The organism is Bacillota bacterium, from assembly GCA_023511835.1.
Taxonomy (GTDB): Bacteria; Bacillota; Sulfobacillia; order JAIMAT01; family JAIMAT01; genus JAIMAT01.
The window spans coordinates 1-17,554 of sequence record JAIMAT010000041.1 but is presented as its reverse complement, the minus strand read 5'-3'; the positions used below and the strand labels follow the sequence as shown (position 1 = coordinate 17,554).

Below are 17,554 nucleotides of genomic sequence, written 5' to 3'. Positions count from 1 at the left end.
CAAGGTAGGAGGCGGTGTGCATCTGGTTGGAGAAGCGGACCTCATCGAAGATGAAGAACTCGAGTTCGGGGCCGATGTAGACCTTGTCGCCGACGCCGGTTTCGCGGAGGTACTGCTCGGCCTTCCGGGCGATGTAACGGGCATCGCGGCTGTAGGGCTGGCGGGTGACCGGGTCTTCGACGTTGGCGATGACCGAGAGGGTGGGGGTTTCGATGAAGGGGTCGATGAAGGCGGTTTCCGGATCGGGGATGAGGAGCATGTCGGACTCCTCGATCTTCTGGAAGCCGCGGATGGAGGAGCCGTCGAAGCCGTAGCCGTTCCGCCAGGGTGAGCGGTTGTAGTCGGTCCAGTCGTTCAGCTCGCGGATGGGGCGGGTGATGTGCTGCCACTGGCCGAACAGGTCGACGAATTTGACGTCGACGAAGCGGACGCCGTTCTGCTCGCAGTAGGCTTTGATCTCTTCGGGGGTCATCGCACTCCTCTGGGTGGTGGTGGGCGGGCCTCCCGATTGTCGCCCAGGCGCCGATTACGGCCACGCGCAGCGCAGGGGCTGCCGTATGAAGCTTGTGTTTCGGCGGCGGGCTGGCTCCCGGAGCGCCCTGTGTGTCGGATGCAGGGTAGGCCGCGGCGGTTTCGTGCGAATTGCGCCGGTGTTACGAACAGGTTTCGCGGGCGGTTCGCGGCAAGCGGAGGCGGCGCGTAGGATCGGGGCTGGTGCCCGGGCGGGCACGGGAGTGTCGATGCATCAGCGAACGGTTCTCGAAAACGGCCTGCGCGTGGTGACGGCGGAGCTGCCGCACACGCGCTCGGCGACGGTGAGCGTATACGTTGGCGCGGGCAGCCGGTATGAGCGCGACGAGGAGGCGGGGCTTTCTCACTTCCTCGAGCACATGCTGTTCAAGGGGGCATCGCGGCGGCCGACGGCGCGGGAGATTTCGGAGGCGATCGAGTCGGTCGGCGGGGTCCACAATGCGGCGACGGACCGGGAGGCGACGCTGTACTACGCGAAGGTGCCGCATACGGCTGCGCTGACGGTGATCGACATCCTCGCGGACATGGTGACGGAGCCGGTGATGGACCCGGCCGAGCTGGAGAAGGAGCGGGCGGTGATCCTCGAGGAGCTGGCGGGGGTGGAGGACAGCCCGGCGGAGCTGAGCGCGATCCTTGTCGATGAGACGCTCTGGCCGGCGCAGCCGCTGGGGCGGGAGATCGGGGGGACGCCAGAGAGCGTGAAGGCGCTGCCGCTGGAGGCGGTGGTGCGGTACTTCCGGAAGCAGTACGTGCCCGGCAACATGGTGCTCGCGGTGGCCGGCAATGTCCGCCACGAGGAGGTGGTCGCGGCGGCCGAGCGGTGGCTGGGGGGCGTTGCGCCGGCGGAGCCGGGGCCGTGGTACCCGGCCATGCCGCGGAACGGGGCGCCGCGGGTGCGGGTGCGGGAGAAGGCGACGGAGCAGGCACACCTCTGCTTCGCCTTCCCGAGCGTGCCGCTGGACAGCGACCGGCGCTTTACGGTGAGCCTGTTGAACATGCTCCTCGGCGAGGGGATGTCGAGCCGGCTCTTCCTCGAGCTGCGGGAGGAGCGGGCGCTGGTGTACGACATCCACAGCTATACGAGCGAGTTCCGGGATGCCGGTTCGCTGACGATTTACGCGGGGTGCGACCCGGAGAACGCGCGGGTGACGGCGGAGGCGACGATTGAGGAGACGGTGAAGCTGCTCAAGGGGGTGCCGCCGGCGGAGCTGCAGAAGGCGAAAGAGATGGCGAAGGGGCGGATCCAGCTGCGGATGGAGGACACCCGTTCGGTGGCGGGGTGGCTGGGGTCGCAGGAGCTGCTGCGCGGGAAGGTGCTGACGGTGGACGAGGTGGTGGCGCGGTTCGATGCCGTGACGCTGGACGAGCTGCTGGAGGTGGGGCGGGAGGTGCTGGACCCGGGGAAGGCGGTGCTTGCCGCGGTCGGGCCGGTCGACGAGGGGACGTTCGCGGGGATCCTCGCCTGAGGCACGCGGGTTCGACAGGCGGGCCGGCCGGGCGGAGAATCGCGGTATGCGCCAGGCGTATTTCGGACGGCCGCAGGCGGGTTTTACGCCGGGCGGCGCACACGTGGCGGTGTACCTCGTGCCGGTGTTTGCGGGCCGGCTGACGGTATTCGACGTGACGGCGCCGGGGGTACGGGGGAAATGGCTGCCGTGGACGGTGATGGAGTATGGGGCGAACCCGTACGAGACGGCGGCGGCGCTGGCGGATGACTGGTGCGACGGGGCGATTTCGGCGCTCGAAGTTGCCGATGTGCTCAGCTTTCCGTTCGATGCCGACGGCTGGGAGCTGGCGCTCGTGTACCGGGCGGAGCTGACGGCGCTGCCGCCGGGCGATGCGAACCGGCGGCCGGTGCTGTTCGCACCGGGCGAGGCAGACGCGATCGGGCCGTTCGACCCGGTCGACCTGCTGCGGTGGGTGGAGCGGAGCCCGGCATGCGACCCGGGTGCGGCCCGGGCGGGCGGGGAGCCGCTGCTGTTCTGACCGGGGCGCGGGACGGTTAGAACGGCTTGAAGACGGCGAGCCAGGCGAGGAGGGGGACGCTCAGGACGAGGATGGTGCCGAAGACGATGGGCACGCGGTCTTCGAGGACCTGGCGGAGTTCGTCGGTTTCTTCGCCCTTCTTCTGGGCGATGAGGGCGGCGAGCCTGGCCCGCCGCAGGCCGAAGCCGAGCAGGGGCAGACAAACGAAGTAGAAGAAGATGTAGAGCAGGGTGAGGATGCCGAGCCAGGCGTCCTTGATGAAGTTGTACTCGGCGGCGACGGCCCAGAAGAAGCCGGTGATGCCGCTGGCCATGGCGCCGGGGAGGAGCACCCGGGTTTCGTTGTTGGCGGCTTCGATGAGGAGGGTGGCGCGGTAGCGGAGGTCCCTGCTTGCCCAGGCGCGGAGGATGAGGGGGTAGGTGGCGCCCAGGCCGGCGCCGAGCCAGATGAGAGAGAGGACGTGGACGATGCGCCACCAGTCCAAGGGGGCCTCCGGAGCAGCAGCTGGGGTGCGAAGCGGCGGGCTTCGCACCCCAGACTAGGCACAGCCAGCGACTGGGTCGAGCGTTCAGGCGGCGACGGGGTGCCGCAGCTCGAGCGCGGAGAGGATGACGCTGGCTGCGGCTCCCGGCGCGAGCCGGTCGGTGGAGACGGTGAGGTCGTAGCTGGCGGGGTCGAGCCAATCGGCCCCGAAGTATTCGCGGAAGTAGGCAATGCGCTCGCGGTCGGTGCGCTGGACGAGGTCGCGGGCGGCGGTTTCGTCGAGCTGCGCCTGGGCCATGAGGCGGCGGACGCGCGCGGCCTCGCTGCCGGCGATGAAAACGCGGAAGACGTCGGGGCGGGCGCGGAGCATGAACTGGGCACCGTGGCCAAGGAAAACGACGCGGCCGTGATTCGCGAAGTCTTCGACGACATCCTGGATGAGCTGGCGGTAGTCGGCGGAGGTGAGGATGGGGGTGGCGTCGATGTTGAGCGGCTCGCCCCACTGTGCTGCGCCGGCGCCGGGTGTGCGGGCGAGCGCCTCGATGATGCGGGCGAGGAAGGAAGGGCGGCGCTCGGCTTCTGCGATGGTCTCGGGGGAGACGCCGGCTTCGAGCGCGGCTTCCTGAACGATGCGGTAGTCGAGGAGGCGGTAGCCGAGCTGCCCGGCGACGATGGCGGCGATGTCCTCGCCGCCGGTGCCGACCTGGCGGGCAATGGTGATCGCGGAGACGGTCATCTGCGGCGCTCCTTCCGGTTACTGGACGACGGTGAGTTCGCCGGGGCTGGTGGCGGCGATGGTGAGAACGCCGCCGATTTCCTCGACAGTGCCGCGAACACAGACGTCGCGGCCGGCGAAGCCGACGAGCGGGTCGGCCGGGAAGTTCTGACGGCTGCCGGAGGGGACGACGACCTCGACGCGGAGGAGGGCATCGAGCGGCGCGCCGACGGCGAGGACGGCATCGCCGTTGCGGTCCATGACGCCGAAGACGCGGCCCTGGAGTTCGACCTGCTGGCCGCGGTTGAGGCGGGCCTGGAGGGGTGCGATAGGGTTGGTGCAGGTGAAGGTGGGCGTAAGGACGACCGGTGTCGGGGTGGCTGCCGGGGCGGTTGCCGCTGGTGTGGGCGACGCGCCCGGGGTTGCGGCGGTGGGCGAGGCAGCGGCCGGGGTCTCGGTGCTGCCGGGCGTGGGTGTCGGGTCAGCGCTGTCATCGCCGCCGCAGGCTGCGAGGGCCATGGCGGCAGCGGCGGCGAGGCTGAGCATGGCGGCGCCAGCGCCGCGGAGGATCCTCATGATGCCGCCTCGAGGGTGCGGCGGCCGGGGATGGCCACGGCGGCGGGCGTGGGCGGCGCCTCGGCCGCCCCGGCGGCCACGGGCGCGGGGGCCGCCGGCGGACCGCCCGGCCCCTCCGGCCCGGCCGGGCCGCCTTCCGCCAGCACGAAGCCCATCTCCTCCGTCCAGAAGCGCTCCACCAGCTCCCGGCCCAACCGCTCCGCCGCCCGCAGCCAGCGCCGGTCGAAGGCCACGGGATAGAGCTCCAGCAGGCCGTCCGCCAGGAAGGCCACGTCCTCCAGCGTGCCGGCCAGGTCGGCGCCGAAGCCCTCCCGCCAGCGGCGGAAGAGGAGGAGCGGCGCCGCCGGCCCGGCGGGCGCCAGCCCCTCCGCGGCCTCCCCGCCGGGCGCCAACCGCTCCAGCACGAAGGCGGCCGCCCGCTCCGCCGCCCGCGCGTACCGCCTCTCCTCGAGGGCGCGGGCGGCCAGCGCCAGGGCGCGGATCATGAGGCCGTTCCAGCCGGCCAGCACCTTCTCGTCCCGCGCGGGGCGCGGGCGGCGGAGCCGCGCCCGGAAGAGGCGGCGGCAGCCGCGGCGGAGCCGCGCCTCCACCGCCGCCGGCTCGGCGCCGCTCTCTGCCGCCAGCTCCGCCGCCCCGGCGGCCAGGAAGGGCTGGCTTGCCCCGCCGACGCGGCCCCCCTCCGCTCCGATCCCCAGGTGGCGGCAGAGGAGCTCGCCGTCGCGCTCGCCCAGGAGCGCGCGCACCTCCTCCGCGGTCCAGAGGTAGTAGCGGCCTTCCTCGCCCTCCGCGTCGGCGTCCTGCGAGGTGAAGAAGGCACCGCCTGGATGGCGCATCTCGCGCAGCGCCCAGCCCAGCGTGCGACGGGCCACGGCCAGCATCCAGGGCTCGCCCTCCACCTGCCAGGCGGCCAGGTAGAGCGGGGCGAGCAGCGCGTTGTCATAGAGCATCTTCTCGAAGTGCGGAACGCGCCAGGCCGCGTCGACGGCGTAGCGGTGGAAGCCGCCCCCCAGCTGGTCGTGGACGCCGCCGCGCGCCATGGCGCGGAGCGCCGCCTCCACGGTCTCCAGGAGCTCGGGGCGCCGCAGGCCGGCGCGCAGCAGCAGCTCCAGCTCGGGGGCGCGCGGAAACTTGGGGGCGCGGCCGAGGCCGCCGTGGACCGGGTCGGCTTCCTCCGCGAGCCGCAGCGCCACCGTCTCCGGCGTGGAGAGCTCCTCGTCGCCGGCCACCAGCTGGGCCAGCGGCCCCGCCAGCACCTCCGCCGTCGCCCGCGTCCAGGCCTCCGCCGCCCGCTCCACCTCCTCGCGGCGGTGCAGCCAGGCGTCGGCGACCGCCTGGAGGACGCGCGGGAAGCCGGGCAGCCCGTGCCGGTCGGCGGGCGGGAAGTAGGTGCCGGCGTGGAAGGGGCGGCCGTCGGGGAGGAGCCAGACCGTCAACGGCCAGCCCCCGCGCCCGGTGGCCAGCTGGCAGGCGGTCTGGTAGTAGCGGTCCACCTCCGGCCGTTCCTCGCGGTCCACCTTGACGCAGACGAAGTGGCGGTTCATGAGGGCGGCGATGGCCTCGTCCTGGAAGGACTCGCGCTCCATCACGTGGCACCAGTGGCAGGCGGAGTAGCCGATGCTGAGCAGGATGGGCCGCGACTCGGCCCGCGCCCGGGCGAAGGCCTCCTCGCCCCAGGGATACCAGTCGACGGAATCGTGGGCGTGCTGCTGGAGGTAGGGCGAGGCCTCGCGGATCAGGCGGTTGGGCGGACGCTGGGTCACGGCCGGCTCCCCCCTGAGCCGGTACGCCTTCGCGGACCGGTTTCAGCTAGTTGCTCTAGTAAGAATACACCGCCTCCCTGCCCGCACGGCCCCGGGCCGGTCGCGGCGGCGGCTACGGCGAGCCGCGCAGGGCGGCGAGGGCGGCCGCCCAGTCGACGCGGCGCTCGAGCAGGCGTGCGAAGCCTTCCAGCCCCTCGGCGTCGGTGCGGTCGAACCACCCGGCGACCGGGCTGTCGAGGTCGAGCACGCCGCACGGCTCACCGTCGCCGGTGAAGAGCGGCACCACCCGCTCCGAGCGCGAGGCGGGGTCGCAGGCGATGTGCCCGGGGAAGCGCCGGACGTCCTCCACCACCAGCGTCTCCCGCCGCGCCAGAGCGGTGCCGCAGACCCCCTGCCCCACGCGGATGCGGACGCAGGCCGGCTTCCCCTGGAAAGGCCCGAGCACCAGCTCGTCGCCCGCCGGGCGAAGGAGGTCGAAGCCCGCCCAGTTGAGGCGGCCGAGCCGGAGCGCCGCGGCGGCCTCGACCAGCCGTCCGTAGTAGGGGCTACGCCTCCACCGGCACCGGCCCGGTGGAGCCGCGCACCACCAGCCGGGGTTCGAGGACGAGGTGGTGGCGGGAAGGGCTTCCTCCCTCGATGCGCTCGATCAGCATGCGCGCGGCCTCGGCGCCCATGCGCCGCGGCCAGGCGGCGACGGTCGTCAGCGGCGGGCTGATCTGTGAGGCGAGCTCGATGTCGTTGAAGCCCACCAGCGAGACGTCTCCGGGGACGTGCAGCCCGGCCTCGTGGCAGGCGGAGAGGGCGCCCAGCGCGATCAGGTCGTTGGCGCAGAAGACGGCCGTGGGACGGGGCCGGAGCTGCAGGAGCCGCTCCATGGCGCGCCGCCCGCTGGCCTGCTGGAAGTGGGCCTCCGCCACGTACTCCTCGGCGAAGTCGAGACCGAATTCGCGCAACGCCAGCCGATAGCCCTGCAGGCGGTCGAGCGCCGTGTTGGTGTAGAGCGGCCCGGAGATGTGGGCGATGCGGCGGTGGCCCAGCCGTACGAGGTGTTCGACCGCCATGTAGGCCCCCTTCTGGCCGTCCACGATGACGTAGTGGTCGCCCTCCTCCTCGGTGCGGCGGTTGACCAGCACGAAGGGCACCTGCTTCCGGCGCAGCTCCTCGATGAGACGGTCCTGGGTCAGGGCGGTGGCCAGCATCAGGCCGTCCACCCGGCTCTCCTCCAGCACGCGCAGGTAGGCCTGGGCGGTCTCCATGTCCTCGCGGGTGTTCATCAGCAGCAGGAAGTACCCGTGCTGCTCCGCCTCCGCCTGCGCTCCGTCGATCACCTCGGCGAAGAAGGGGTTGGTGATGTCCGGCACCAGCACGCCCACGCTGAAGGCGTGGCGCAGGCGCAGGCTGCGGGCGATGGCGTTGGGCGAATAGCCCAGCTCCGCGGCCGCCTGGAGGACCCGCTGGCGCGTCTCGCTGCGCGCGGGCTTGCCCGCCAGCACGCGGGAGACCGTGGAGGGGTCGACTTGGGCGCGGGCCGCCACGTCGCGGACCGTCACCGGGCGCTTGGGCATGGGCTCGCTGCCGCCTCCCTTCCTGCTCCTGGGCCATTCTAGCCCCGGCCGCCGCCTCCGACGCGCGCCACCCGAAGCGCCGACGAACGCACCCGCGGCGCCCGCCGCCCTCGCCGCTCAGCCGGCCCCGGCGACACCGCCTCCCAGGTAGAGTTCGGAGATCCTGGGGTTGTGAAGAACGCGGTCGGCGCTCTCGTCCAGAAGCACGCGCCCCGACTCCATGACGATACCGCGGTGGCTGACCTCCAACGCCTGGCGGGCGTTCTGCTCGACCAGGAGGACGATCCGCCCCGAACGGCAGAGCAGTTCCACGGTGTCCAGCACCTTGCCCAGGATCCGCGGTTCCAGTCCCATGGAGGGTTCGTCCAGAAGAATCAGCTTCGGATCCAGCATCAAGCAACGTGCAAATTCCACAAGTTTCTGCTGGCCGCCCGAGAGGGAACCCGCCCGGTCTCTCGCACGTTCCCGGATGATCGGAAAGATCTCCGCCACCTCTTGGAAACGCCTCTCCACGGCGGCGCGGTCGCGGAGGATGTAGGCGCCAAGTCGCACGTTCTCCTCGACCGTCATTTGCGGGAAGAGGCTTCGGTTCTGGGGCACCTGCACGATGCCGAGCTCCAGGATCTCCCGCGGGGTGCGCCGACCGATGGGGGAACCCAGGAAGCAGATCTGGCCCCGTCGCGGGCGGAGCACTCCGCTGATGGTGCGGAGCAGGGTGGACTTCCCTGCGCCGTTCGGCCCGATCACACAGGTGACGGTGCCCGCCTCCAGCGTCAGATCAACCCCGCGCAGGATGTCCCCGCCTCCGTAGCCCGCGTAGACGTCGTCCAGCCTAAGAATCTCGTTCAACTTCCCAGATACGCCTCCAGTACCTCGGGATTGGCGCGCACCTCTTCCGGTCGCCCCTCGGCGATCACCCTGCCTCGCGCCATGACCACGATTCGATCGCAGAGGCCCATGACAAACTCCATGTTGTGCTCCACGATCAGGAAGGCAACACCCTGCCGGTTGAGCGCCCGTATCCTGCCCGCCAGCTGGGCAGCCATGGTGGGATTGACACCGCCGGCAGGCTCGTCGAGCAGGATCACCCGAGGCTCACCCACCAGGATGGTGGCGATCTCCAGCAATTTCTTCTGTCCGAAGGAGAGGGAGCCTGCGGGTGCGTCACGCAGGCCGTCGATCCCCAGGAAGTGAAGCAGAGCCAGCGACCGCTCCCTCTCGCGGCCCCCTGTCCGCTGAAACATGGCCCGCGCCAACGAGCACCGGGCCGAGGCTACGAGCACGTTTTCCAGCACGCTGAGGCGCGGAAAGATCCGCACCTGCTGGAAGGTTCGTCCAAGCCCCAGGCCGTAGATCTGCTCCGGCGGCAGGCCGTGGATCGCCCTGTCCCGCAGCCGGACTACGCCCGAATCGGGTGGCACGAAGCCGCTGATGACGTTGAAGAGCGTCGTCTTGCCCGAACCGTTGGGCCCGATGATGCCGGTGACCGAGCCTTCTTCGATGTCCAGGCTGCACCCGGCAAGCGCCTCCACACCGCCGAACCTCTTTCGAACCGCTTCCACCGCCAGAAAGCTCATGCCTCACCACCACCCGCCACGCGCGAGACCGGCAATCTCTCCTGGTCCACCTCTCCGGTCGCCCCTTCCAGGCGCGATCCCTCCAGCCGCTGGCGAAGCGTGGGCACCACCCCGGCGGGAAGGATCAGGATGACCGCCAGGAAGAGCGCGCCGAAGAGAACCAGGTCCCACCCCGCCGCTCCCGTGTAATAGGTCAGCAGCTGCTGTGCCGGTTGGAGTACCACGGCACCCAGGACGGGACCCGCCAGCGTGCCCATTCCGCCGAAGAAGGCCGACAGCACGATGGAGAGGTCGATGAGCGGGTCGAAGACCGTCTGCGGGTAGATGAAACTCGCGTAGCAGGCGTAGAGCGCACCTGCCACTCCCACCGGTACGGCGGAGAGCACGTAGGCGGTGAACTTGTACGTCCAGGTCTCCACGCCCACCCCGGCCGCCTTGTCCTCGTCGTCCCGGATGGCCAGGAGTCCGAGCCCGAAGCGAGAGTTTCGCACCCATGCCGAGAGCAGAATAGTCAACGTCCCAAGCAACAGGGCCGCGAAATAGAAGGGAATGTTGAAGAACGTGGGATCCCATGACGGTTGTGGTATCCCGATACCCTGGGAACCTCCGGTCGTCCGGATAAGGTTGTAAGCCAAGAGCTGGAACATGAACAGATAGGCGATGGTGACGATGACGAAACTGTGCATGCTGCGAAGGCGGAGCGCCACAACGCCCATGGGTACGGCCGCCAGTCCCGCCACGAGACCGCCCGCCAGGGTGGCGGCGATCAGCCCGTAGCCGCCCGCGAGGTGCAGACTCGCCGCAAGCAGGGCGATGGTGTAGGCGCCCAGGCCGAAGAAGGCCGCGTGACCCAGGGAGATGTAACCGGCGTAACCGCCGATGATGTTCCAGGCCGTGGCCATGGTGACGTACAGGTAGGTGTAGAAGGCGATCGTCTCGAACTGCGCGTCGCGCGCGACGGCCGGCAGCATGAGAGCGAGCAGGAGCGCCGCGACCCATATCAGGGGAGAAAACCGAAGCCGTCCTTTCACCCCGTTCACACCTTCCTCCCCGGGGGCAGTCCGAAGAGGCCTTGAGGCCGCAGCAGCATCACCAGAACGGTGATGACGAAAAAGACGAAAGTGGACCACTGAGGCGTCCACAGCACGGCCACCACGTCCTCCGAGATTAGCATGAGAAGAGAGGCGACCAGAGCCCCGGCCATGCTGCCCATGCCTCCGATGATGACGATCATCAGCAGTCGTGAGATCAGATCCAGCGAAGAGTTCGCATTGAATGCCTCCGTAGCCCCGAAGAGCATCCCGCCCGCCGCCGTCAGGGCTGTCGCCAAGGCGAAGGTAAGTGTGGAAACGCGGTCTACGTCGATCCCGATCAGCACAGCGGCTTCACGGTTTTGCACGGTCGCGCGCAGGGCGCCGCCGAACTTGGTCCGGTAGAGCAGCAGGTAGACGCCGGCGAGCAGGACGACGGCCAATGCGAAACCGAGGGCATAGATATCCGACACGTAAGTACCGAAAAGTGGAAAGGAGGCGGTGACGTACCACGCTCGGATCGCCTGGAAGTTATCCGTGAAGAGGAGTCCGGCAATACCCTCCAGCACGAGGGCGACGGCGAAGGTAACTAAGATGGAGAGCGCGACTCGGTCCTGCTTGAGGGGACGGAGGAACGCCCATTCGATGCCGTAGCCGAGCAGAAACATGGCCGGTGTGGTCACCAGGAGCCCGACCAGTGGGTCGACGTGCCAGTACCGCTGCAGGGCGAAGGAAAGGTAGGCCGCGGTCACGACCAGCATTCCCTGGGCGACGTTCACCACCTCCAGCACGCCGAAGCTGAGCGTCAGCCCGACCGCCATGAGGGCGTAAATGCCCCCCGAGAAGAGGCCGAGCGTGGCCGAACCCAGGACGAGGCTCACTCTTGATCTCCTTCCTGTCCGTACTCTCGCGGCCGCAGCCACGCAGGGGCGGGCCGCGGCGCGGCCCGCCCGATCGCTTACGGCCAAGCGGGTTTGGGGTATTCGAAGCTGGCCTGGGCGTCGGCCTTCGGCCAGACGATTTTCGTCGCCCCACCCTGCCACTGGATCAGGTTGTTGCCCGTGCCGTGCGGCACGCCAACGTCATCCCAGGTCATCGGCCCCTGCAGCGTCTGGATAACGTGTCCGCTGTGCAAGGCCTTGATCAGGTCGGCGTTTTTGAGGGAATGGGCGATTCCTACCAACTGCTCCAGGACCTGGCCTACCGAATAGGCCTGGGCCGCGTCCGCGGGGATGTCGCTGGGCTTCCCGCCATACTTGGCGACGTACTCCTGGACGAACTCCTGGTTCTGATAGGTGTCGGCGGTGGGCGTCCATCCCAAGGCCGTCATGATGCCCTCCGTGTTCTGCACGCCCACCGCGTTCGCAAAGTTGGCGCCCTGGTCGGGCCCGCCCGTCGCCAGGATGACCTTGGGGTTGTACTTCTGCTGGATGAACGCCTGGATGAAGGCCTGAACCTGGGGTACCGACGTCGTACCCAGCACCACGACGTCAGCCTTCGACTTGACCACGGCCAGCGCCTCGGCCTGCAAATCCGGCGTCTCGTCGGGGAAGACCGTCCAGTAGACCTGTTGCACTCCCATGGCCGTGAGTAGCGGCTTCAGGCGGACCAGTTGCGGCTCCGTGAAGGGATCGTTGGATGTGGCGTAGGCCACGGTCTTCGGCCGCTCCGCGGGAGGCAGCGACTTGAGCAGGTCGGCGAAGCTGACCAGGCTGTCCACTACGGCGGCGGGCTGGACAAAAGCGTATCCGACATACTTCTGTTCGAAGACCTTGGGTCCGCCGCCCGCCGGTCCGAGCAGGAGGTAACCGTAGCGCTTGGCGACGGATTCGGCCGGAATGGTGAGTAGCGAAGAGAAGGGGCCGAAGACCAAGTCCACGTGCTCTGTGCCGATCAGCGTCTGGTAGTTGGTCAACTCCTGCTGTGTCTGGCTGGCGTCATCCTTGATCACCAGCTGCACCGGGCGGCCCAGCAGTCCTCCGCGCGCGTTGACGTCCCGGGCCCAAAGCTGGTACCCGTCCAGAATCGCCTTGCCGTCGCCGGAAAAATCGCCTGTAAGCGCCACCGAGACACCGATCCGGATGGGCGTCTTCGCCGGGCTGCCGTCACCGTTGGAGGCCGCGGGGGCGCTCCCGGCCCCTCCCCCGCCCCCGCAGGCGGCCGCCGTCAAGATCAAGGCCGCGGCCCCCAGGAGGGCCCCCTTTCGTCCGAAGCGACCCCGCATCCCACTCGCCTCCTCCGCCACCCGGCTCCTTGGCTCCGGGCGTCTCTTCCACGGATCCGTGCAACGCGCCTTCGTTCTCCGCAAATCCGGCGGCGCAGGAGCCACCCGCCCGGCACCGCTCCGGCCCGGCTTCGCTCCGTCTCAGCGGCCGACGGCCGCCCCCAGGCGTCCCGCCCGCTCCAGCGTCTCCCGCGCCGCCGCCACGATCTCCTCCGCGCCGGGAACGACGTAGCGCTCCAGCTCGGGCGCGAAGGGCGTGGGCGCGAAGCGCGCCCCGACGCGGGCGATCTCCACGTCCACCTCGTCCAGCGCCTCTTCGTAGACCGTCGCCGCGATCTCCGCACCCATCCCCCCCTGGCGGACCGCCTGGTGCGCCACCACCAGCGCCCGCGTCTTCCGGAAGGAAGCCAGCACCGTCTCCCGGTCCCACGGGCTGACGGTGCGCAAGTCGATCACCTCGGCCGCCACCCCGTCCTCGCGGGCGAGGCGCTCGGCCGCCTCCAGCGCCATGGCCACCATGGCCCCGTAGGTGACCACCGTGACGTCGCGGCCGGGCCGTTTCACGTCCGCCTTCCCCAGCGGCGCCACCTCGTCGGCCTCCGGATCGGGCACCGGCCCGCGGCTGTTGTAGAGGATGTTGGGCTCGAAGAAGAGCACCGGGTCGGGATCCCGGATAGCCGCCTTGAGGAGCGCCTTCCCGTCGCGCGGCGTGGAGGGGACCACCACCTTCAGCCCCGGGACGTGGGCGAACCAGGCCTCCAGCAGCTGGGAGTGCTGGGGGCCCGCCGCGCGGCCGGGGCCGCCTTGGCAGCGGACGGTGAGGGGGACCGCCACCTGGCCGCCGGACATGTAGCGGATCTTGGCCGCCTGGCTGACCAGCTGGTCCATGGCGATCTCCAGGAAATCCATGTACATGACCTCCACCACCGGCCGCGAGCCGGTGACCGCCGCCCCCACCCCCGCGCCGACGATGGCCGCCTCGGAAATGGGCGCGTTCCGCACCCGCAGCCTCCCGAACCGGGTGGAGAGGCCCAGCGTCACCTTGTAGGAGCCGCCCATGGGGTCCTCGATGTCCTCGCCCAAAAGGAAGACCGACGGGTCCCGCTCCATCTCCTCCGCCAGCGCCTCGCGCAGCGCCTCGCGCATGGTCAGCTCGCGCACCCTGCCCGCGCCCCCTTCCTCCGCCGCCTCCGCGAGCGGCTTGGTCATCCGGCGTAGACGTCCTCCAGCGCGCTCTCCGGCGCCGGCCGGCGGCCGCGGGCGCCGGCCGCGGCCGCCGCCTCGATCTCGGCCTGGACCTCGGCGCGCAGCCGGGCCTCGCCCTCCTCGTCCAGCGCGCCCCGCTCCGCGAGCCAGCCGGCCACTCGCCCGAGCGGGTCGCGCGCCTTCCAGGAGGCCACTTCCTCCTCGCTCCGGTAGACCGCCGGATCGCCGATGTAGTGGCCGTACCAGCGGTAGGTGCGGCACTCCAGCAGCGTCGGACCCCCGCCCCGCCGCGCCCGCTCCACCGCCCGGCGCGCCGCCTCGAGGACGGCGAAGAGGTCGTTGCCGTCCACCACCTCGCCGGGGATGCCGTAGCCCTGGGCGCGGACGGTCAGGTCGCGCGCCCGGTCCACCGTCCGGTGCGGCGTCGACTCGGCGTACTGGTTGTTCTCGCAGACGAAGAGCACGGGCAGGTCCCAGATGGCCGCCATGTTGACGCCCTCGTGGAAAGCGCCGGTGGTGACCGCGCCGTCGCCGAAGAAGCAGGCCACCACCCGGTCCGAGCCGCGGTTCTGGAGCGAGAGGGCGGCGCCCACGGCGATGGGGACGCCGCCGCCCACGATTCCATTGGCGCCCAGTACGCCGATGGAGAAGTCCATGATGTGCATGGAGCCGCCCTTGCCGCGGTTGTAGCCCTCCTCGCTGCCATAGAGCTCCAGGAACATGCGGGCCGGGTCGGCGCCCTTGGCCAGGATGTGGCCGTGGCCCCGGTGTGTCGACGTGATCAGGTCGTCCCGCTCCAGCCAGGCGGTGACGCCCACCGGTACGGCTTCCTGGCCCACCGAGGAGTGGAGGAAGCCGGGCAGCTCCCCCTTCTGGTAGAGCTCCGCCGCCTTCTCCTCGAAGGCGCGGATGCGCAGCATGCACCGGTAGAGCTCCGTCACCCAGGCCGGATCGAAGTCGCCCGCCACTCGTCCTTCCCTCCTTCCCCGCCCGCGCGCGGCCGCGGGCTCAGAAGAGCAGCCAGCCCTCCCGCGACTCCAGCCGCTCCACCAGCGCCGCCAGGAAGCGCGCCGCCTCCGCCCCGTCCGCCGCGCGGTGGTCGACGGTCAGCGTCAGCGTCGCCACCAGCCGGACCGCCACCTGGCCACCGCGCGCCACCGGCCGCTCCCGGACCGCGCCCACCGCCAGGATGGCCGTCTCCCCGGGGCTGCAGATGGCGCGGAAATCGTCGACGCCGAAGGGACCCAGGTTGGAGAGGGTGAAAGTGCCGCCGGAGAGGGCCTCCGGGGGGAGCCGCCCCGACCGGGCCGCCTCCACCAGGCGCGCCCTCTCCAGGGCGATCTCGCCCAGCGCGAGGCGTTCGGCGTGGTGGAGGACCGGCACCAGGAGCCCGCCCCCCTCCAGCACCGTGGCCAGCCCGAGCGCCACCTCCTCGTGGAGGAGGAGTGCGCCCTCGCCCTCCCCTTCCTCTTCCTCGAAGGTGGCGTTGAGCGCCGGGAAGCCCGGCAGCGTCCGCGCCACCGCCTGGACCAGGAAGTCGGTCAGGCTGAGGTGCAGCGGGCCCCCCCGCCCCAGCTGGCCGGAGAGCGCCCGGCGCAGCTCCTCGACGGCGCCGGCGTCGAAGCTGCGGCGGACCGAGAACTGCGGCGCGCTCCGCCAGGAGCGGAGCATGCTCCGCGCCACGGCCCGCCGCATGCGCGAGAGCTCCTGGCGCCGGGCCGGCTCCGGTCGCGGTGCGCCCGCTCCGGGCGCCTCCGCCGCGCCCTGCCGCGCCCGGGGCGTCTCCGCCGCGCCCCCGCCCGCCTCCTGCCCGACGCCCTCCAGGTCGCGGAGGACGACCCGGCCCCTGGGGCCGCTACCCCGGATCCCGGCCAGCTCGATGCCCCGCCGGCGCGCCTCGCGACGGACCGCCGGCGAGGCGCGGACCGGGCCTCGCACCTCCGCCCCCCCGCCGGCGGCGGGGGCCGGCCGGGGGAGTGCGGGGCCGTCGTCGGAAGGCGCCGGCGCCGGAGCCGGAGCGGGTGGCACCGCCGGCGCCAGCTCCTCGGCCGCGCTTTCGCTGAAGAGCGCCAAGTTTGTCCCCACCCGGACCGTCTCTTCCGGCCCGACCAGCACCGCCCTCAGGAAGCCGTCCAGCGGCGCCTCGACCTCCATCACCGCCTTGTCCGTCTCGATCTCCGCCACCGGCTCGCCGCGCCGCACCGGCTCGCCCGGCGCCTTGAGCCAGCGGAGAAGCCGGCCTTCCTCCATGGTCAGACCCATGCGCGGCATGGTCAGCGGGACCACGGCCATCCCCCTCGCCTCCCGTCAGGCGGCACCCGGCTGCAGCAGGACGCGGATCGCCCCGTCGCGCCGCCGGACGAAGGTCTCCCAGGCCTCGGCGAAGCGCCGCAGCGGGAAGCGGTGGGTGACCAGCGGCGCCACGCGGACCCGACCGGCCGCCAGGAGCTCCAGACCCCGCGCCGAGACGCCGCGCGGGTTGGCCACCGACCCCAGCACGTCCAGATGCCCGCGGACGATGCGGGGCAACTCCACCTCCAACCGCGCGTCGCCGCCGGTCGCCCCCGCCAGCACCACGCGCCCGCCGCGGCGGACGACGGCGACGGCCAGCCGCGCGGCCTCGGAGGTGCCGGCGAACTCGACGGCGGCGTCCGCCCCGCGCCCGCCCAGCTCGCGCCGGACAGCCGCCTCGGGATCGGCTTCCTGGCGGACATCGACCACCGCGTCCGCCCCCATCGCCAGCCCCATGCGCAGGCGCTCCGGCCGCGTGCCCACCAGCACCACGCGGCCGGCGGTCAGCCGCGCCACCTGCAGGGCGATCAGGCCGATGGCGCCCGGGCCGATCACGGCCACGCGCTCCCCCGGCCGCAGAGCGGCCCGTTCCACCGCCCAGAGAGCGACGCCCACGTTGTCGGTGAAGGCGCCCGCCTCGTCGTCCACCCCCTCGGGCAGCCGGTGCAGGCTCCGCTCCGGTACGGCGGCGTACTCGGCCAGCCCGCCGGGGATGGTGAAGCCCACGTGCACGTGCCCCCAGGCGGGGTCGCCGTAGTGCTCGCAGAGGTTGTAGAGCCCCTCGCGGCAGGGCGGGCACTGCCCGCAGCCCACGTGCACCTCCGCGCCCACGCGGTCGCCCGGCCGGAAGGAAGCCACCCCGGGTCCCACCGCCTCCACCACCCCGGCCCACTCGTGGCCCGGGATGTGCGGGTAGCGGACACCGGCAAAGCGCCCCTCCAGCACCTTCCGGTCGGTGGCGCAGACCATGCTGGCCGTGACCCGGACCAGCACCCATCCCTCGCCCGGTTGTGGCACCGGCAGGTCGTCGCGCAACTCGAAGCGTCCCGGTTCCGGGATCCAGACCGCCAGCACGGCTCTCGCCTCGCTCCGTCAGGGGTGGACCAGCACCTTCAGCGCCCCGTCGACGCGGTCGCGGAAGGTCTCATAGGCGCGCGCGAACTCCTCCAGCGGGAAGCGGTGGGTGATCAGGCCGGCCACGTCGATGCGGCGCGCGGCCATCAGCGGCAGGACGCGCTCCATGGTGTTGCGGTTGGCCCGCACGCCGCGCAGGTCCAGCTCCTCGAGCACGATCTTCTGCATGGGCAGGGCGGCGGCCTCGTGCGGCACGCCGGTGAAGACCACCCGGCCGCCCTTGCGCGTCATCTCCACCGCCTGGCGGATGGAGTCCGCGGTGCCCGCACAATCGATGGCGACGTCGACGCCCCCGTCGCTCAGCCGCCGCACCTCCGCCACCGGATCGAGCCGGCGATGGTCGACCACCTGGTCGGCGAAGAGGCGCGACCGCTCCAGGCGGTCGCCGGAGCCGGTGACCAGCACCTGGGCGGCACCCATGACGCGGGCGCTCTGGGCGACCAGGATGCCCATGGGCCCGGCCCCCACCACCGC

At 71.3% G+C, this 17,554-nt stretch carries 19 protein-coding genes; 2 read left to right on the top strand and 17 right to left on the bottom strand.

Annotated elements, in window-relative coordinates; genetic code table 11:
- Positions 1–472, bottom strand: a 472-nt coding sequence (locus tag K6U79_07355; protein MCL6522171.1) for a glutamine synthetase beta-grasp domain-containing protein, incomplete at its 3' end; no start/stop codon positions are given.
- Between the two features lie 268 nt (positions 473–740).
- Here K6U79_07355 and K6U79_07350 point away from each other — a divergent pair.
- Both K6U79_07350 and K6U79_07345 read left to right on the top strand, forming a co-directional pair.
- Complete coding sequence (locus K6U79_07350; GenBank protein ID MCL6522170.1) at positions 741–1,997, top strand: insulinase family protein; 1,257 nt, start codon at positions 741–743, stop codon at positions 1,995–1,997.
- Positions 1,998–2,100: 103 nt separating this feature from the next.
- On the top strand, positions 2,101–2,517 hold the full coding sequence (locus tag K6U79_07345) for a hypothetical protein (GenBank protein MCL6522169.1): 417 nt from the start codon (positions 2,101–2,103) through the stop codon (positions 2,515–2,517).
- Positions 2,518–2,533: 16 nt separating this feature from the next.
- Here K6U79_07345 and K6U79_07340 read toward each other — a convergent pair whose 3' ends face one another.
- The 16 genes from K6U79_07340 to K6U79_07265 form a co-directional block, all read right to left on the bottom strand.
- Positions 2,534–3,001 carry a DUF2269 domain-containing protein gene (locus tag K6U79_07340; protein MCL6522168.1) on the bottom strand — a complete coding sequence of 156 codons (468 nt, stop codon included), beginning with the start codon at positions 2,999–3,001 and terminating at the stop codon, positions 2,534–2,536.
- A gap of 84 nt (positions 3,002–3,085) precedes the next feature.
- On the bottom strand, positions 3,086–3,736 hold the full coding sequence (locus K6U79_07335; protein ID MCL6522167.1) for a cytidylate kinase-like family protein: 651 nt from the start codon (positions 3,734–3,736) through the stop codon (positions 3,086–3,088).
- Positions 3,737–3,754: 18 nt separating this feature from the next.
- Complete coding sequence (locus K6U79_07330) at positions 3,755–4,291, bottom strand: hypothetical protein (protein MCL6522166.1); 537 nt, start codon at positions 4,289–4,291, stop codon at positions 3,755–3,757.
- Positions 4,288–6,051 carry a thioredoxin domain-containing protein gene (locus K6U79_07325; protein ID MCL6522165.1) on the bottom strand — a complete coding sequence of 588 codons (1,764 nt, stop codon included), beginning with the start codon at positions 6,049–6,051 and terminating at the stop codon, positions 4,288–4,290. Before K6U79_07325 ends, K6U79_07330 begins: the two co-directional genes overlap by 4 nt.
- Positions 6,052–6,163: 112 nt before the next feature.
- Positions 6,164–6,580 carry a GAF domain-containing protein gene (locus K6U79_07320; protein ID MCL6522164.1) on the bottom strand — a complete coding sequence of 139 codons (417 nt, stop codon included), beginning with the start codon at positions 6,578–6,580 and terminating at the stop codon, positions 6,164–6,166.
- 16 nt (positions 6,581–6,596) lie between these two features.
- A complete protein-coding gene (locus tag K6U79_07315; protein ID MCL6522163.1) occupies positions 6,597–7,616 on the bottom strand; it encodes a LacI family transcriptional regulator in 1,020 nt (339 codons plus the stop codon).
- 117 nt (positions 7,617–7,733) lie between these two features.
- Positions 7,734–8,456 carry an ABC transporter ATP-binding protein gene (locus tag K6U79_07310; GenBank protein MCL6522162.1) on the bottom strand — a complete coding sequence of 241 codons (723 nt, stop codon included), beginning with the start codon at positions 8,454–8,456 and terminating at the stop codon, positions 7,734–7,736.
- 5 nt (positions 8,457–8,461) lie between these two features.
- Complete coding sequence (locus K6U79_07305; protein ID MCL6522161.1) at positions 8,462–9,193, bottom strand: ABC transporter ATP-binding protein; 732 nt, start codon at positions 9,191–9,193, stop codon at positions 8,462–8,464.
- Entirely contained in the window at positions 9,190–10,224 is a 1,035-nt protein-coding gene (locus tag K6U79_07300; protein MCL6522160.1) for a branched-chain amino acid ABC transporter permease, read from the bottom strand. Before K6U79_07300 ends, K6U79_07305 begins: the two co-directional genes overlap by 4 nt.
- A 5-nt stretch (positions 10,225–10,229) precedes the next feature.
- The gene (locus K6U79_07295) at positions 10,230–11,045 is read right to left on the bottom strand and encodes a branched-chain amino acid ABC transporter permease (GenBank protein MCL6522159.1); all 816 of its coding nucleotides are present in this window, start codon (positions 11,043–11,045) and stop codon (positions 10,230–10,232) included.
- A gap of 137 nt (positions 11,046–11,182) precedes the next feature.
- Positions 11,183–12,448: an amino acid ABC transporter substrate-binding protein gene (locus tag K6U79_07290; protein ID MCL6522158.1), complete on the bottom strand. Its 1,266-nt coding sequence runs from the start codon at positions 12,446–12,448 to the stop codon at positions 11,183–11,185.
- Positions 12,449–12,589: 141 nt separating this feature from the next.
- Positions 12,590–13,594 (bottom strand): alpha-ketoacid dehydrogenase subunit beta, encoded by a 1,005-nt coding sequence (locus K6U79_07285; protein MCL6522157.1) that lies wholly within the window; start codon positions 13,592–13,594, stop codon positions 12,590–12,592.
- A gap of 59 nt (positions 13,595–13,653) precedes the next feature.
- Positions 13,654–14,622, bottom strand: a complete 969-nt coding sequence (locus K6U79_07280; GenBank protein ID MCL6522156.1) for a thiamine pyrophosphate-dependent dehydrogenase E1 component subunit alpha — start codon at positions 14,620–14,622, stop codon at positions 13,654–13,656.
- Positions 14,623–14,662: 40 nt separating this feature from the next.
- Entirely contained in the window at positions 14,663–15,946 is a 1,284-nt protein-coding gene (locus K6U79_07275; GenBank protein MCL6522155.1) for a 2-oxo acid dehydrogenase subunit E2, read from the bottom strand.
- A gap of 15 nt (positions 15,947–15,961) precedes the next feature.
- Complete coding sequence (locus K6U79_07270) at positions 15,962–17,020, bottom strand: alcohol dehydrogenase catalytic domain-containing protein (GenBank protein ID MCL6522154.1); 1,059 nt, start codon at positions 17,018–17,020, stop codon at positions 15,962–15,964.
- 18 nt (positions 17,021–17,038) lie between these two features.
- On the bottom strand, positions 17,039–17,554 hold a 516-nt coding region (locus K6U79_07265; protein MCL6522153.1), incomplete at its 5' end, for a zinc-binding dehydrogenase.

Excerpts from the sequence above, each read along its gene's own strand:
- K6U79_07350 (MCL6522170.1), top strand. The coding sequence starts at position 741 with ATGCATCAGCGAACGGTTCTCGAAAACGGCCTGCGCGTGGTGACGGCG.
- K6U79_07335 (MCL6522167.1), bottom strand. The coding sequence starts at position 3,736 with ATGACCGTCTCCGCGATCACCATTGCCCGCCAGGTCGGCACCGGCGGC.
- K6U79_07330 (MCL6522166.1), bottom strand. The coding sequence starts at position 4,291 with ATGAGGATCCTCCGCGGCGCTGGCGCCGCCATGCTCAGCCTCGCCGCC.
- K6U79_07315 (MCL6522163.1), bottom strand. The coding sequence starts at position 7,616 with ATGCCCAAGCGCCCGGTGACGGTCCGCGACGTGGCGGCCCGCGCCCAA.
- K6U79_07305 (MCL6522161.1), bottom strand. The coding sequence starts at position 9,193 with ATGAGCTTTCTGGCGGTGGAAGCGGTTCGAAAGAGGTTCGGCGGTGTG.
- K6U79_07295 (MCL6522159.1), bottom strand. The coding sequence starts at position 11,045 with ATGGCGGTCGGGCTGACGCTCAGCTTCGGCGTGCTGGAGGTGGTGAAC.
- K6U79_07290 (MCL6522158.1), bottom strand. The coding sequence starts at position 12,448 with ATGCGGGGTCGCTTCGGACGAAAGGGGGCCCTCCTGGGGGCCGCGGCC.
- K6U79_07285 (MCL6522157.1), bottom strand. The coding sequence starts at position 13,594 with ATGCGCGAGGCGCTGCGCGAGGCGCTGGCGGAGGAGATGGAGCGGGAC.
- K6U79_07275 (MCL6522155.1), bottom strand. The coding sequence starts at position 15,946 with ATGGCCGTGGTCCCGCTGACCATGCCGCGCATGGGTCTGACCATGGAG.